The 15,071-nt window shown below is 68.8% G+C and carries 18 protein-coding genes; 9 read left to right on the forward strand and 9 right to left on the reverse strand.

The window, feature by feature from the left end:
• Positions 1–269: 269 nt before the first annotated feature.
• The 3 genes from ftsY (at position 270) to C0461_RS04305 (ending at position 2,558) form a co-directional block, all read left to right on the forward strand.
• The gene (gene ftsY, locus C0461_RS04295) at positions 270–1,205 is read left to right on the forward strand and encodes a signal recognition particle-docking protein FtsY (protein ID WP_292104274.1); all 936 of its coding nucleotides are present in this window, start codon (positions 270–272) and stop codon (positions 1,203–1,205) included.
• Positions 1,205–1,858, forward strand: a complete 654-nt coding sequence (locus C0461_RS04300) for a septation protein IspZ (protein ID WP_292104276.1) — start codon at positions 1,205–1,207, stop codon at positions 1,856–1,858. Before ftsY ends, C0461_RS04300 begins: the two co-directional genes overlap by 1 nt.
• A 103-nt stretch (positions 1,859–1,961) precedes the next feature.
• Positions 1,962–2,558, forward strand: coding sequence for a MarR family transcriptional regulator (locus tag C0461_RS04305; protein WP_292104278.1), 597 nt, complete (start codon positions 1,962–1,964; stop codon positions 2,556–2,558).
• 4 nt (positions 2,559–2,562) lie between these two features.
• On the opposite strand, the gene C0461_RS04310 is transcribed toward C0461_RS04305, so the two are convergent.
• The 5 genes from C0461_RS04310 to ccmC form a co-directional block, all read right to left on the reverse strand.
• Positions 2,563–3,051: a hypothetical protein gene (locus tag C0461_RS04310; RefSeq protein WP_292104279.1), complete on the reverse strand. Its 489-nt coding sequence runs from the start codon at positions 3,049–3,051 to the stop codon at positions 2,563–2,565.
• A 72-nt stretch (positions 3,052–3,123) separates the two neighbouring features.
• On the reverse strand, positions 3,124–3,375 hold the full coding sequence (locus C0461_RS04315) for a hypothetical protein (protein WP_292104281.1): 252 nt from the start codon (positions 3,373–3,375) through the stop codon (positions 3,124–3,126).
• 34 nt (positions 3,376–3,409) lie between these two features.
• Positions 3,410–3,958, reverse strand: a complete 549-nt coding sequence (locus tag C0461_RS04320) for a DsbE family thiol:disulfide interchange protein (protein ID WP_292104283.1) — start codon at positions 3,956–3,958, stop codon at positions 3,410–3,412.
• Positions 3,955–4,104: a heme exporter protein CcmD gene (gene ccmD / locus C0461_RS04325; RefSeq protein WP_292104285.1), complete on the reverse strand. Its 150-nt coding sequence runs from the start codon at positions 4,102–4,104 to the stop codon at positions 3,955–3,957. The genes C0461_RS04320 and ccmD overlap by 4 nt, the downstream gene beginning before the upstream one ends.
• A 2-nt stretch (positions 4,105–4,106) precedes the next feature.
• Positions 4,107–4,829 (reverse strand): heme ABC transporter permease CcmC, encoded by a 723-nt coding sequence (gene ccmC / locus C0461_RS04330; protein WP_292104286.1) that lies wholly within the window; start codon positions 4,827–4,829, stop codon positions 4,107–4,109.
• Between the two features lie 124 nt (positions 4,830–4,953).
• Between ccmC and C0461_RS04335 the strand changes: the two genes are divergently transcribed.
• Positions 4,954–6,411, forward strand: a complete 1,458-nt coding sequence (locus C0461_RS04335; protein ID WP_292104288.1) for a S41 family peptidase — start codon at positions 4,954–4,956, stop codon at positions 6,409–6,411.
• Positions 6,412–6,414: 3 nt separating this feature from the next.
• Here the strand turns inward: C0461_RS04335 and ccmB are convergent, their stop codons facing one another.
• Complete coding sequence (ccmB, locus tag C0461_RS04340) at positions 6,415–7,080, reverse strand: heme exporter protein CcmB (RefSeq protein ID WP_292104290.1); 666 nt, start codon at positions 7,078–7,080, stop codon at positions 6,415–6,417.
• On the reverse strand, positions 7,077–7,694 hold the full coding sequence (gene ccmA, locus C0461_RS04345) for a heme ABC exporter ATP-binding protein CcmA (protein ID WP_292104291.1): 618 nt from the start codon (positions 7,692–7,694) through the stop codon (positions 7,077–7,079). Before ccmA ends, ccmB begins: the two co-directional genes overlap by 4 nt.
• Positions 7,695–7,881: 187 nt before the next feature.
• On the opposite strand from ccmA, the gene acnA reads away from it, so the two are divergent.
• A complete protein-coding gene (acnA, locus tag C0461_RS04350; protein ID WP_292104293.1) occupies positions 7,882–10,578 on the forward strand; it encodes an aconitate hydratase AcnA in 2,697 nt (898 codons plus the stop codon).
• 54 nt (positions 10,579–10,632) lie between these two features.
• Here acnA and gluQRS read toward each other — a convergent pair whose 3' ends face one another.
• Positions 10,633–11,490 (reverse strand): tRNA glutamyl-Q(34) synthetase GluQRS, encoded by an 858-nt coding sequence (gluQRS, locus tag C0461_RS04355; protein WP_292104294.1) that lies wholly within the window; start codon positions 11,488–11,490, stop codon positions 10,633–10,635.
• Positions 11,491–11,494: 4 nt separating this feature from the next.
• Positions 11,495–12,628, reverse strand: a complete 1,134-nt coding sequence (locus tag C0461_RS04360) for a cupin domain-containing protein (protein WP_292104295.1) — start codon at positions 12,626–12,628, stop codon at positions 11,495–11,497.
• 53 nt (positions 12,629–12,681) lie between these two features.
• Here C0461_RS04360 and C0461_RS04365 point away from each other — a divergent pair, with 53 nt between their 5' ends.
• The 4 genes from C0461_RS04365 to C0461_RS04380 all read left to right on the forward strand — a co-directional run bounded on the left by C0461_RS04365 (position 12,682) and on the right by C0461_RS04380 (position 15,004).
• Positions 12,682–13,335, forward strand: a complete 654-nt coding sequence (locus tag C0461_RS04365; protein ID WP_292104296.1) for a DNA-3-methyladenine glycosylase — start codon at positions 12,682–12,684, stop codon at positions 13,333–13,335.
• A complete protein-coding gene (locus C0461_RS04370) occupies positions 13,335–14,000 on the forward strand; it encodes a trimeric intracellular cation channel family protein (RefSeq protein WP_292104297.1) in 666 nt (221 codons plus the stop codon). The genes C0461_RS04365 and C0461_RS04370 overlap by 1 nt, the downstream gene beginning before the upstream one ends.
• Before the next feature lie 129 nt (positions 14,001–14,129).
• The gene (locus C0461_RS04375; protein WP_292104299.1) at positions 14,130–14,690 is read left to right on the forward strand and encodes an HNH endonuclease; all 561 of its coding nucleotides are present in this window, start codon (positions 14,130–14,132) and stop codon (positions 14,688–14,690) included.
• A gap of 125 nt (positions 14,691–14,815) precedes the next feature.
• On the forward strand, positions 14,816–15,004 hold the full coding sequence (locus C0461_RS04380; protein WP_292104301.1) for a hypothetical protein: 189 nt from the start codon (positions 14,816–14,818) through the stop codon (positions 15,002–15,004).
• Positions 15,005–15,071 lie beyond the last annotated feature (67 nt).

The raw sequence follows: 15,071 nt of genomic DNA on the forward strand, positions 1-15,071 counted from the left end.
AATCGACGCCCTGTTCGCCCGCCTCGGCGATCAGGGCGATGTGCTCGTCCGCATTGGCCACGGGGTCGGCGGTGTGGACCACCGGCGTGGCGGCGGCCACGCGCACGAAGCCGTGGGCGGCGGGGGCGAAGAAGGGGTGCTGTCGGGCCAAATCCGGTGTCCTGATCCCTGTTCCGTGGTTCATGTAACGCCTCAAGCCTTCCCGCGCCATGAATCCGGCCGAACGATTGCGGGTGACGGGGCGGGGGCTTTCCCGCTAGACGGAGCCCATGAACGACGCGCCCAAAAAGGGTTGGTTCCAGCGGCTCAGCCAGGGACTGTCCCGATCCTCCAAACAGATGACCGAGCAGGTCGTCTCCTCCTTCGTCAAGGAGCCGCTGGACGAGGCGGCTCTGGAGCGGCTGGAGGAGCACCTGATCGAGAGCGATCTGGGCCCGGCCGCCGCCGCCCGGATCACCGAGCGTTTCCGCGCCCTGCGCTTCGGCAAGACCTCCGACGAGCGCGAGATCAAGGAAGCCCTGGCCGAGGCGGTGACCGCCGAACTGGCGCCCCGACAGGCGGTTTTCGACCCCCTGTCCGGGCCGAAGCCCTATGTGGTGCTGTTCGTGGGCGTTAACGGCTCGGGCAAGACCACGACCCTGGGCAAGATCGCCGCTGACCTGACGGGCAAGGGCGCAAAGGTCATGGTTGTGGCGGGTGACACCTTCCGCGCCGCCGCCCGGGATCAGCTGCGCATCTGGTCCGAACGCGCCGGGGCTGATTTCGAGAGCCGCCGCGACGGCGCCGACCCGGCGGGCCTCGCCTTCGACGCCTTCACCCGGGCGAGAAACGAGGGCCACGACGTGGTCCTGATCGACACTGCCGGCCGTCTGCAGAACAAGCAGGCCCTGATGGACGAGCTGCTGAAGATCGTCCGGGTGCTGAAGAAGATCGATCCGGACGCGCCGCACGAGACCCTGCTGGTGCTGGACGCCACGGTGGGCCGCAATGCGCTGGCCCAGGAACAGATCTTCGGCCGCACGGCCTATGTCTCGGGCATCGTCATGACCAAACTGGACGGCACGGCCCGCGGCGGGGTTCTGGTGCCGGTGGCCCAGGCCTCCGACGCGCCCATCAAGCTGATCGGGGTGGGCGAGGGCATCGAGGATCTGCAGCCGTTCGACGCGCGGGCGTTCTCCCGCCTTCTGGTGGGACTTGAGGACTGATGACGACCGAGACTCCGGCGACGGAAAAGAAGCGCCCCCAATGGATCCGCCAAGCGGTGGATTTCGGCGCGCTGGTCGCCTTCATCGCCGCCTATTTCATCACCCGCGACCTGATCAAGGCGACATGGGTTCTGGTCATCGCCTCGGGCATCGCCCTGGCCGTCGGCTACGTTGTGGAGCGGCGTTTCGCCCCCCTGCCGCTGATCACCGGCCTGTTCGCCCTGGTGTTCGGGGTGCTGACCATCTTCTTCAACGACGATCTGTTCATCAAGCTGAAGCTGACCATCCAGAACGTGATCCTGGGCGGTATTCTGCTGGGTTCCCTTCCGCTCAAGAAATATCCGTTCAAATATCTGCTGGGCGACGCCATCAAGGTCACCGACCACGGCTGGCGCATCCTGACCTTCCGCTACGGCGCCTATTTCCTGGTGGTGGCGGCGGCCAATGAGGTGTTCCGCAGCGAAGCGGCCGTTCTGGCCATCTGGGACGCCTTCGGCTGGGCCACGCCTGACCCCGACGCGGTCTGGACCAGCTTCCGCGGCGTGCTGTGGATCGCCGCCTCGGTGTTCGGCCTGTCGCAGATTCCGGTGATCCTGAAGCACATGATCAAGGACGAGGAGCCGGGGCCCATCAGCCCGGACACCGGGCTTTAGCCTGCTCAAGCCTTCATGGAGCTGTCGCCAAACCGAAACACGGCGCTGCTAACCCTGCTGTGAACCGTGCCTTGCACGGATTATCGGTAAGCGGGGTCCCGGCATGGTCAAGGATGGAAAGAAGGCGCGCTCCGGGCCGCTGGACGCATCGCCCAGCCACCTGATGCACCGGGCGCTGCAGCTGGCGCTGGACATCTACGCCGAGGAAGTCGGCGCTGACGGCCCCACCCAGCGTCAGTTCGCCGTGCTGGAAATCGCCTCGAGGAACGAGGGCTTGACCCAGACCGATCTGGTCCGCGCCACCGGCATCGACCGCTCCACCCTGGCCGATCTGGTCGCCCGCATGACGGCCAAAGGCCTGCTCAACCGTGAGCGTTCGGTGCTGGACGGTCGCGCCAAGGCTGTCAGCCTGTCAGATGAAGGCCGCGCGGTGCTCGAGAGCGCCCGGGCCAGGGTCGAGGCCGCGGACCGCAGAATTCTCGCGCTGATGCCCAAGGCCAGGCGCAGCAGCTTCATGAAGCTGCTGGCCGACCTGGCCGCTGTCGCCGACGCCGGGCCGGACGAGGCCAAGGCCGCCAGGCGCGCCGAGAAGCTGGCCCGCAAGGCGGAAAAGGAAGCCCGCAAGGCGGCCGAAAAGGTCCAGAAGACCACGGCGCGTCGCAAACCGGCGCGCGATGGTCTGGACGTTAGGGCGGCCTGATCCGTCAGCGGACCTTGCGCGACCGCTCCAGCACCGGCCGCTGGCCCTCGGCGTTCAGGGCGCCGGAGGGCGCGATTCCGGCGTTGGGCGTCGGATTGAGACCCTCATCCGCATTACGGTAGGCCGGGCCGGACCAGTGATTGGCCTGTTTGCGCTTCAGCGCCTTCTTCAGATTCGCCGTGGCCGCCTTGCCTCGATCCCCGGCCCGGCGGCGGTCCAGTTCCCGATTCACCCGTTTCATCCCCGCCGCCAGCAGGGCCTTCTTGCGGTCCGATCCCGTCTCGCCCTCGGTGGGCTTGCCGCCCCGGTTGGCGCTGCGGCGCTGGTCCCGGGCCAGGTCCCGGGCGCGGTTGCGGCGCTCGCGCAGCCGCTTGGCCAGGTCCCTCAGCTCGTCCTGCTTCATCTCGCGCAGGGCCGGCTGGCGGGCGCGCTCGCACAGTTCGCGTTCGTCCTTGTCGAGATAGCGTTCGTCAGCCTTGCGCGACTGGGCCATGGGGCGTCTCCATTCCTGTTTTCTGTTCAGGAATGAAGCGTGTGAACGGCGCAGGTTGTTCCCGAAATCCGTTCAGACGGTGATGTCCAGCAACGAGCCCGGACGGCGCGGCATGTCAGCCTGATCCGTCGCGCGGGTCGCCGGCGCGGCCCGCGGTGTTTCCGCCTTGGACGCCGACTGCGTCGGCTGGGATTCCTGGGCCGCCTTCACGCCCGCCAGCGCCTGCTGAAAGAACGCCGCCTGGGCTACGCGCGCGTTGGTGGTGGCCACCGGGTGGGTGGCGGCGTGACGCGGAGTGGGCAGGTCGGGGCGAATCGGGCTCATGCCCCGATGGTTAACAGGGCGTCTGGAAAAAGGGTTAACGCGACCAGCGCTCGGGGGCGAGACCTTCGGCCAGCCGGTCCAGATCCGCCTGATTCACGATGGGGCCGGAGTGTTTGGCGGTGATGACGCCCCAGGGGTCGACGGCAAAGGTCTCGGGCACCCCGGAGGAACCCATCTCCAGGCCCAGCCGTCCGTCAGCATCCACCAGCACCACGGCGAACGGATCGCCCAGCTCGTCGAGGAAGGCGGCGGTGGCGGCCGGATCGTCCTTGTAGGCCACGCCGATGACGCGAACGCCCTGTTCTCGCAGCGCCATCAACTGCGGGTGTTCGATGCGGCAGGGCGCGCACCAGGAGGCGAAGACATTGACCACTGTCGGCTGGCCGGCGGCGGCGGTGACCAGATCGGCCTGGCCCGGTCCGGCCGCGCCGTTGGTCAGCACCGGCAGGGTCAGGGCGGGCACGGCCTGACCCACCATCGCGTCGGGCTGATAGACCGGATCCCGGCGCAGGGACCAGCCCACGAACAGCACCGCGAGGGCGACCAGAACGATCAGCGGAACGACAGCCAGCCAGCGCTTCATTCGCCATTCTCCAGCCGGTCCAGTTCGCGCTTCCAGCGTCGCGCGGCGATGACGCTGCGCGCGACCAGGGCCGCCAGCGCCACGGCGCTGATCCCCCAGGCGGGCCAGACGAAGGCGGCGTAGGCGCCCATGTCCAGATCGAGCATGGTCAAGCCTCCTGTGCCGCGCCGGCGCGCAAGGAAAGAACACGACGCCGACGCACCTCGATGCGGATGTCGGTCAGCCACAAAGCCGTGAACAGCGCCATATAGGCCAGCCCCATCACCAGCAGCGGCGTCAGATGGGCGGCGGTCATCGACGGGCCCTCGGCCCGCAGCAGGGACGCGGGCTGGTGCAGGGTGTTCCACCAGTCCACCGAGAACTTGACGATCGGCAAATTCACCAGCCCGACCAGCCCCAGCACGGCGGCGGCGCGGGCGGCCTTTTGCTCATCGTCGATGGCCGCGCGCAGGGCCATGTAGGCCACATAGAACAGGAACAGGACCACCACCGAGGTCAGGCGCGCGTCCCACACCCACCAGGCGCCCCACATGGGCTTGCCCCACAGGGAGCCGGTGGCCAGCGCCAGGGCTGTGAACACCGCGCCGGGCAAGGCCGCTGCGCGAGCGGCGGCGTCGGCCAGCGGATGGCGGAACACCAGGGCGAAAAACGATGAAACCCCCAGCGCCACATAGGCGGCCAGGCCCAGCCAGGCGGCCGGCACATGCACGAACATGATCCGCACCGTGTCCAGCTGCTGATAATCCTCGGGCGCGATGAAGCTCAGCCATGTGCCGGCGAGCAGAAGCCCCACGGCCAGCGCCCAGATCACGGGCATGAGGGGCCGCGTGAAGCGCATGAAGCGATCAGGATTGGCGAGGCCGAAGACCATGGTCAGGGCGCATACGCGCGGGGGGCCGCGCGGGCAAGCGGGCGCGGCGCCGCATGACGCATCCGTAACTGGTCAACCCGCGCATTTCAGGCAAGCTGAGCCGGGTTTTTGAGGGAGTATCGGCATGATCATCCTGGCTGCCCTGGCGGCTTTCGCGACCGCGCAGGACCCTGTTCCGCCGCCCGCCGACTGGGGCGCCGCGCTGTCGGAGGACGCTCGCGCCTTTCACGATGCGGTGGCTGAAAACCACGCGGGTCCGGTGGATGCCGAAAATCCCGGCTTCGGCGACCTGCTGGCGAACGGCCTGGCCCTGGCCCTTGAGCGGGCGGGGACGGCGGACAGCTACCCGCACTGGTATTACGCCCTCCGGGAGTACGAGGCCTCCTTCGACGACGGACATCTGGGCCTGACCGATTGGCAAGGCATGGGCCAAAGGTGGGTCCTGCAATGGCCGGGCTTCATGACCGGCCTGCGCGATTACGGCGGTCGCGAGCGGCACGAGGTTGTGTTCGTCCGGGATGAGGCCGGGCCGCCGGCGGGCGCCGTGCTGGTCCAGTGCGACGGCCGCCCGGCCGAGGCGCTGGCGGCCGGGATTCTGGGGCGGACGGCGGGACGGTGGAACCTGAAGTCCCAGCGGACGCGTCATGCGGCCAATCTGTTCGTGGATCAGATGAACCCTTATGTGCGCCGTCCCGAAACATGCGAGTTCCTGGTTGATGGCGCGTCGCGGACCTATGACCTGGCCTGGCGCGCGCTGCCTGAAGCCCTGCGTGACGAAGGGCGTGCGGTCGCCCGCAGTCCCCGTCATTTCGCGCCGGTGGAGATGCGGGGCTTCTCCGGCGGAGTCTGGATCAGCCTGGGCAGTTTCGAAAGCGATCCCGCCAGCGAGCCGGGGCGGCGTCTCACCGCTCTGCTCGCTGAGGTCGAGGACAGCGCCGCCGCCGTCAGGGCCGCCCCCATGGTGGTTTTTGACCTGCGCGGGAACAACGGCGGCTCATCCCTCTGGTCCTCCCGCATCACCCGCATATTGTGGGGCGAAGAGCGAGTGGACGCCCTGGGCCCACGGTCGCAGGGCGTGGACTGGCGGGTTTCGCCCGGCAATCTGGAGACCATCGAATATTACCGTGACGAGGTGTTCGCCGATCAGCCCGACGCGTTGGTCTGGGCCACCGAGATCGCCGAGGGCATGAGGGCCGCCATGCAGGCGGGCGAGCCCCTGTGGCGACAGGGCGATGGCGAAGCGCGACCCGCCGCGCCTGAGGGACCTGGGCCCATGACGGGGCGAGTCTATGTGCTGACGGATTCCGGATGCGCCTCGGCTTGCCTGGACGCCGTGGACTTCTTCACCGCCATGGGCGCCGTGACGGTAGGTCAGGAAACCTCGGCCGACAGCGTTTACATGGACATCCGTGATATCAGCCTGCCCGGCGGACGGGTCGCCGCCTATGTGCCCATGAAGGTCTACCGGGGGCGGGGCAGGGGCAACAACGAGAGCGTGGCGCCCGTTCATGAGTGGAGTGGCCCCATGAGCGACACGGCGGGGATAGAGGCCTGGCTGATCGGGCTGGACGCCGCGCGCTGACGTCTATCCCTGGGCGTTCCGGACGGCGGCGGCCCCGGCGACGGGGCTGAGCGCGACGGCGAACAGGGCGTAGGCGCCCAGAAGCGCCAGGGCGGGCCAGGGCGACAGGCCGGTCAGGGCCTGCTCCAGCGCGCCCGCGCCGAAGATCACCGGCGGGATGAACAGGGGCAGCACCACCACAGCGATCAGCAGGCCCCCTCGCTTCGAGCCCAGCGCCAGGGCCGCGCCCAGCGCTCCGGTGAAGGCGAAGCCCAGACTGCCCAGCAGGGCGGCGCCGAGAATCAACGGCGCCCGGCCCGGATCGGCGCCCAGCGCAATGGCCGACACCGGCGCGGCGAGGGCCAGGGGCAGGCCGATGGCCAGCCACTGGGCCAGAGCCTTGACGGCGAACACCGCCTCCAGCGGCAGGGGGCCCAGCGCCAGCAGATCCAGCGCTCCGTCCTCGAAATCCCGCTCGAACAGCCGTTCCAGCGACAGCAGGCTGGCCAGGGCCAGGGCGATCCAGGCGATCCCGCCCGCCACCGGCTGCAGCACGCGGGGGTCGCCGCCCGCCGCCAGGGGCACGATGGCGGTCAGGGCCAGAAAGAAGCCGCAGGCCAGCAGCGGTCCGCCGCCTCCGCCCCAGGCCAGGGACAGTTCGCGCTTCAGCAGAACCCGGACCGCGCTCATGACGCCGCCCCCACGTCCAGCGTGCGGCAGGGCAGGTCCAGGGGATCGTGGACAGCGGCGATGACCATGCCGTCGCCCGCCAGATGGTCTCGCATCAGTTGTGTCGCGACCCCGCGCCAGCGGGCGTCCAGCGGCGCCAGCGGCTCGTCCAGCAGCCAAAGCGCGCGCGGCGCCGCGATGAGCCGGGCCAGCGACAGCCGCCGCCGCTGGCCCGCCGAGAGCTTGCGGGTCTCCAGATCCAGCAGGGGCGCGAGGCCCAGGGCCTCGACGGCGGCATCAATGCCCGCCCCCCCGCACCAGGCGGTCTGAAAGCACAGTTCATCGCGCGCTGTGCGGGCCCCCTTCAGCCCTTCCAGATGACCCAGCAGATGGATGTGGCGGGCCCGGGCGGTCTCGGGTTCGATGTCGCCGTTGAGCCTGTCGAGGAAGCGCACTCCGCCCGCATCGGGACGAATGAACCCGGCCACCGCGCGCAGCAGGCTGGTCTTGCCCGCCCCGTTGGCCCCGGTCAGAGCCAGGGCTTCGCCGGTCTTCAGATCAACGGACAGGCCCTGAAACAGCACCCGCTCGCCCCGCGACAGGCCCAGATCGTCGATACCAAGGCGGCCGATCATGTGCGACCCGTTCGCAATGTCCACGTCGTCGTCGTGGATACATGGACGCCCGCGCCGCTTGGGCTTATATCCAGCCTCGCCGCAGCAGGCTTTCGCCGCGCGCGCCGGGGACCTGTGCGCCCCAGCGCCTGCAGCGCGAACGCGCAACCGGATTGTCGGGCGGCGTAGACCAGAGGAACTCTCCCACATGCCGTCGATCGACAGCCTCAAGACCCGTCAGGACCTTTCCGTCGGGCGCAAGAAATACGCCTATTACAGCCTTCCCGCCGCCGAGGAAGCCGGTCTGGCCGGGATTTCCCGCCTGCCGCGCTCCATGAAGGTGCTGCTGGAGAACCTTCTTCGCAATGAAGACGGCGTCTCGGTCACCGAGGACGACCTCAAGGCCGTGGCCGCCTGGATCGACAACAAGGGCGCGGTCGAGCACGAGATCGCCTTCCGCCCCGCCCGCGTCCTGATGCAGGACTTCACCGGCGTTCCGGCGGTGGTGGACCTGGCGGCCATGCGCGACGCCATGACCGCGCTGGGCGCCGATCCGTCGAAGATCAATCCGTTGAATCCGGTGGATCTGGTCATCGACCACTCGGTCATGGTCGACCACTTCGGCACGCCCAAGGCGTTCGACCAGAACGTGGACCGGGAATACGAGCGCAACATGGAGCGCTACAAGTTCCTGCGCTGGGGCTCGACCGCCTTCAACAATTTCCGCGTGGTGCCCCCGGGCACCGGAATCTGCCACCAGGTGAACCTCGAAAATCTGGCCCAGACCGTCTGGACCGCCGATGAAGGCCGCAAGACCGTGGCCTATCCCGACACCGTGGTCGGCACCGATTCCCACACCACCATGATCAACGGCCTGGCCGTTCTGGGCTGGGGCGTCGGCGGCATCGAGGCCGAGGCGGCCATGCTGGGCCAGCCGATCCCCATGCTGATCCCCGAGGTCATCGGTTTCCGTCTGACGGGCCGTCTGCCCGAGGGCGCCACGGCCACCGATCTGGTGCTGACCGTCACCCAGATGCTGCGCAAGAAGGGCGTGGTCGGCAAGTTCGTGGAGTTCTTCGGCCCGGGCGTCACCGCCCTGACCATCGAGGACCAGGCCACCATCGCCAACATGGCGCCCGAGTACGGCGCCACCTGCGGCTTCTTCCCGGTGTCCCGGGCGACGCTGGACTATCTGACCGCCACCGGCCGCGAAAAGGCCCGCGTGGCGCTGGTCGAGGCCTACGCTAAGGCGCAGGGGCTCTGGATCGACGAGTCCAGCGAGGACCCGGTCTTCACCGACGTGCTCGAGCTGGACGTGTCCTCGGTCGTGCCGTCTCTGGCCGGGCCCAAGCGCCCGCAGGACAAGGTCGAGCTGACCATCGCCGCCTCGGCCTTCGAAACCGCGCTGGGCGAGGTCTTCAGCCGCCCGACGGACGCCCCGCGCGTCGCGGTCGAGGGTGAGAAGTTCGATCTGGGCGACGGCGACGTGGTGATCGCCGCCATCACCAGCTGCACCAACACCTCCAACCCGTCGGTGCTGATCGCCGCGGGTCTGGTGGCGCGCAAGGCCCACGCCCTCGGGCTGACGGTCAAGCCGTGGGTCAAGACCTCGCTGGCGCCCGGTTCGCAGGTGGTCACCGACTATCTGACAGCCGCGGGCCTGCAGAAGGATCTGGACGCCCTGGGCTTCAATCTGGTGGGCTACGGCTGCACCACCTGCATCGGCAACTCGGGCCCGCTGGACCCGGCCATCTCGAAGACCATCAACGACAACGATCTGGTCGCCACCTCGGTGCTGTCGGGCAACCGCAATTTCGAAGGTCGCGTGAACCCGGACGTGCGCGCCAACTACCTGGCCTCGCCGCCACTGGTGGTGGCCTACGCCCTCGCGGGCTCCATGCGCATCGACCTGAACACCCAGCCGCTGGGCCAGGACAAGAAGGGCAAGGACGTCTTCCTGAAGGACATCTGGCCGACCAGCGCCGAGATCGCCGAACTGCAGCGGTCCTGCGTCACCCCCGAGATGTTCGCCAAGCGCTACAAGGACGTCTTCAAGGGCGACAAGCACTGGCAGAAGATCGACGTGGAGGGCGGCCAGACCTACGCTTGGGACGACACCTCCACCTATGTGCGCAACCCGCCCTATTTCGAGGGCCTGTCGATGGAGCCGACCCCGGTCGAGGACATCATCGAGGCGCGCGTCCTGGGCATCTTCGGCGACTCCATCACCACCGACCACATCAGCCCCGCCGGCGCCATCAAGAAGGCCTCGCCCGCCGGCGCCTATCTGACGGAGCATGGCGTCGATCCGCTGGACTTCAACAGCTACGGCGCGCGCCGGGGCAACCATGAAGTCATGATGCGCGGCACTTTCGCCAACATCCGCATCCGCAACAAGATCACGCCGGACATCGAGGGCGGGGTGACGAAGCATTTCCCGTCGGGCGACACCATGTCGATCTATGACGCGGCCATGCGCTATCAGGCCGAGGGTCGTCCGCTGGTGGTGTTCGCGGGCAAGGAATACGGCACCGGCTCGTCGCGCGACTGGGCGGCCAAGGGCACCAACCTGCTGGGCGTGCGCGCGGTCATCGCCGAGAGCTATGAGCGCATCCACCGCTCCAACCTGATCGGCATGGGCGTGGTCCCGCTGCAGTTCAAGCAGGACGGCTGGACCCGTCTGGGCCTGACCGGCGAGGAGATCGTCACCATCCGCGGCCTGTCGGACGTCAACACCGGCAAGCTGAAGCCCCGTCAGGAGCTGTGGGTCGAGCTGTTCCGCCCGTCGGACGGCAAGATGGCCCGCTTCCCGGTGCGCTGCCGCATCGATAACCAGACCGAACTGGAATACTTCAAGGCTGGCGGCGTCATGCCGTTCGTGCTGCGGAATCTGGCCCGGGGCTGACCATCCCCGGACTGAAATGATCAAGGGCCGGAGCAGCGATGCTCCGGCCCTTTTTCATGTCTCTTCGGGAAAGCCCAGCTCCGCCCTCAGCGTCCGCGCCGTCATCCCGTCCGCGCGCAGCTCGGCCAGGGTTTGCGACCGATCACGCTTTGCGTAGCGCTTGCCGTCCGGGCCGGTCAGCAGGCGGTGGTGGCGATAGACGGGCGCAGGCCAGCCCATCAGCGCCTGGATCAGCCGCTGGATGTGCGCGGCCTCGAACAGGTCATGGCCCCGGATAACATGGGTGACGCCCTGAAGGGCGTCATCGTGGGTCGCCGCCAGGTGATAGGCCACGCCCGAGTCCTTGCGCGCCAGGACCACATCCCCCGCCGTTTCAGGCCGCGCGCGGAGCAATCCCGTCTCGCCCTCCGGTCCGGCGCCCTCTTCATGAAACTCCAGCTCGTTCCAGCCGTCGCCCAGCGCATCGCGCGCCCGGTCCAGCGACAGGCGCCAGGCGAACGGCCGCCCCTTGTCCAGCAACCGCGCCTCCTCGTCCGGATCATGAGGGCCGGGCCGCACCGCTTCGGCGGGCCCGTGGGGCGCCTGGCCGATGCCCTCCATGATCTCGCGGCGGGTGCGGAAACAGCGATACAGCAGGCCGCGCGCGTTCAGGTCGTCAACGACCGCGGCATAGTCGCCGAGGTGATCGGACTGGCGCCGCACCGGCGTTTCCCAGTCCAGCCCCAGCCAGGCCAGATCCGCGAAAACCGCCGCCTCGTATTCGGACCGGCAGCGGGTCTGGTCGATGTCCTCAATGCGCAGGATGAAGCGTCCGCCCGCAGCGCGGGCAGCCGCCCAGGCGGCCAGGGCCGAGAAGGCGTGGCCCCGGTGTAGAAGGCCGGTGGGCGATGGAGCGAAGCGGGTGATGAACACCGGCTCAGGCGCGCCTCAGGGCGCCGGCCTTCTCGGCCCCCTCGACGGCCGCGCGAAGGTCCGCCTCGGCGACGAAATCGAACTGGGCGATCATGTCCTCGAGCGCGAACCGGGGCTGGGTCATGGCCCAGTCGATCGCCAGACGCGCCGGTCCGCTGACCACGGGCGGCGCCAGCCCGGTGGCGGCGTAGAAGGTCAGGGTCTGGCGGCGGGGCAGGTCATAGGCCGGGAGCCGCGGCCGCAGCCGCTGCTGGGCCATGGCCACCTCGTCCCGAAAGGCCGGACTGGCCGCCAGCTCCGACAGACGCCGTCCCAGGTCGGCGAGCCGTCTGGCCAGGTCCGCGCCCCCGTCCCGGTCGGCCGGCGGCAGCCAGGCGCGGAACGCCGGATCCTGCATGGCGGCCGGCTCCAGCAGGCGAAACAGGATGCGCCCGTAAAGCGGCGTCACCGACAGGGTCACATGCAGCGAGGGTCCGTCCACCGCCAGGGCGTCGTGGTACCAGCCGCGCGGCAGGTAGAGCACGTCGCCGGGGCGCATGCGCACCTCCTGCATCACCGGCCCGGCGTTGCGGGCCAGCCAGTCGCGGGCCGACTCCCCTTCACCGGGGTAATCCACCGGATCCTCGGCGCGGTTCCGGTACAGCCGCCAGATCTTCTCGCCCTCGGTCTGGATCGCGAAGACATCGTGCAGGTCATAGTGGGGGCCGAACCCCCGCACGCCCTGGAAGGAGCAATAGACGTTGGCCGCCACCGAGGCCGCGAAGGTTTCGCGCAGCATGTCGCAGACGGCGCGCAGTTCCGGCGTCAGCTCGCCCGCCTCATTGGCTATGACGGTCGCGCCCATGGCCATCATCACCTGGACCTTGGCCGGTGACGGCCTGACTACGGGGCCGGCCAGGGTCTGCACCTCGGCGCAGTAGGCGTCCGCCGCGATGGGCTGGCCGTTGTGAACCATCTGGAGGTTCGTGTGGGTCCAGAGGGACGCCTGGCCCAGCAGGCCGTTGAAGGTGTCCCAGTCCAGCAGGGCCCGCTTGTCTTCGCCGTCGGGCGCGGGAATATGCAGCGGCTTTCGGCCGTCATGGTCCGAGAGGAATTGATCCGGCGTCATCGGCGCCAGAAGATCGACAAGGGTGCGCATGGCCGGACGCTAGCGCCGGACCGCGCCCCTGTCGATCACGCCAGGAGGCGCCCGTGCCCGTCATCGCCCCCGATCCCGACGCCGTCGCCGCCGCCCGCGCTGACCTGGCCCAGGCCGACCCCGCCCTGGCGCGCGCCCATGCCATGACGCCAGCGTTCGAATGGCGCCTGCGCCCCGGCGGCTTCGAGGGCCTGTTCCGCATGATCGTCGAACAGCAGGTGTCGGTGGCCGCCGCCGCCTCCATCTGGCGCCGTGTGGGCGAGGGGCTCGTAGAGATCACGCCCGAGGCGGTGCTGGCCCATGACATCGACGCGCTGCGCACCTTCGGCCTGTCCGGTCAGAAGGCGAAATACGGCCATGAGATCGCCCGCGCCCAGGCCGACGGCCGCATCGATCTGGAGCACATGCAGACCCTGGGCGACGAGGAAGCGGTCGCCGCCCTGACCGCCATCAAGGGCGTCGGCAAGTGGACGGCCGAGACCTATCTGATGTTCTGCGAAGGGCGGCTGGACGTGTTTCCCGGCGGCGACGTGGCCTTGCAGGAGGCCATGCGCTGGGCCGATGCGGCCGAAGACCGCCCCAATGAAAAGGCCGCCTATCTGAGGGCCGAAATCTGGCGGCCCCACCGGGGCGTGGCCGCGCATCTGCTGTGGGCGTGGTATGGCGGGGTCAAGCGCGGCGAGATCGTGCTGGATGAGACCGCCTGATGACCCGATCGATCCTGGGCCTGACCCCGCCCGACCTGCCCATCGCCGACATCGCGCCCCTCGCGGCGCTGGATCTCATCGGCGTCGCCGTGTTCGCCGCCACCGGGGCGCTGGCCGCCGCGCGCGACCGGCATGATCTGGTGACCATGACCTTCTTCGCCGCCGTCACCGGGGTGGGCGGCGGCACCCTGCGGGACCTGTTGATCGGGGCGCCGGTGTTCTGGGTGGTAGACTGGCGCTACATCGCCATGTGCATCGCCGCCAGCGTCATCGTCTGGCTGCTGGGGCCTCGCCCCTGGCGCTTCAGGCTTCTGTTGTGGCTCGACGCCTTCGGCCTGGCCGCCTACGGCGTGATCGGCGCGGCCAAGGCCGAGGCCTGGGGCGCCGCGCCCCTGATCTGCATCGTCATGGGCGCCCTGACCGCCTGTTTCGGGGGGGTGGTGCGCGACCTTCTGGCTGGTCAGCCCTCCGTGCTTCTGCGGCGCGAGATCGTGGTTTCGGCGGCGCTGGCTGCGGCGACCGCTTTCGTGATGCTGACCGCCCTGGGCGTGAGCACATGGCTCGCCGCCGCCGTCGCGACCGCCGTGGGCTTCATTCTGCGCGCGGGCGCCCTGAAGTGGGGCTGGAGCCTGCCCTCGTTTCCCGAGACGCCGCTGAAGTCCTGAAGCGTGTTCGTCAGGTCATGGCGGCGTCATCGAATCGGGTCTAGGATCGAATTGTTCCGAGCGTGAAGGAGGGCGTGTCTTCAGTCCTGTCGCCTCGATCCTCTCCGTTTTTCGCGCGGGAGGGGCCTGATGCAGGTCCTGTCCCGCCCGCCGTCCGGCTTTCCCGCCCTGGTGCTGAACGCCGATTTCCGGCCGCTGTCCTATTATCCCCTGTCCGTCTGGCCCTGGCAGGAAGTGGTCAAGGCGGTGTTCCAGGAACGGGTGGACGTGGTCTCCACCTACGACAAGGTGGTGCGCAGCCCCTCGCTGGAGTTCCGGCTGCCCAGCGTCGTCTCTCTGAAAAGCTATATCGATCAGGACCGCCAGCCGGCCTTCACCCGCTTCAACGTCTTCCTGCGCGACGGATTCCTCTGCCAGTATTGCGGATCCGGTTCGGATCTGACCTTCGACCATGTGCTGCCGCGCTCACAGGGCGGAACCACAAGCTGGGAGAACATCGTCGCCGCCTGCGCGCCCTGCAATCTCAGAAAGGGCGGCCGCACGCCGCGCCAGGCCGACATGCCGATCCGGCGCAATCCCTTCCGCCCCAACAGCTGGCAGCTTCAGGATCTCGGCCGCCGCTTCCCGCCCAACTATCTGCACCAGAGCTGGCTGGACTACCTCTACTGGGACATCGAGCTTGAACCCTGAGGTCCGTCGGTGTTTCGCGCCTCGGCGACGACGCCTCACCCGGGAAGTGAAATGTCGCATGACCTTGCCAACCGCGCGCCAGACGCGCAGGTAACCAGCCGGACCAATAGCTTGCTGGGCGTGTCGTGACTGAAGCTGAACGTATTGAGGCCTTGCTCGATCTTGTCGATGTCGAGCGCTCGGAAAGCGCCGACCGCAGCGCCCAGCTCACCGTCCTGGGCCTTGTCGAACGCGTCGGACGCAGCGGCTACCGTCCGACCACGGCCGGCTGGAACCTGTTGGGAGAGCGGGGACGGGCCTTCCGCACCGATTGACCGCAGGCGGTCGCCGACACAGCCGCGCCGGCGGGATCACCGCCGGGGCCGGGGAGGTGCGCGCCGG

The sequence above is a fragment of the Brevundimonas sp. genome (assembly GCF_013823285.1).
In the GTDB taxonomy this organism is placed as follows: domain Bacteria; phylum Pseudomonadota; class Alphaproteobacteria; order Caulobacterales; family Caulobacteraceae; genus Brevundimonas.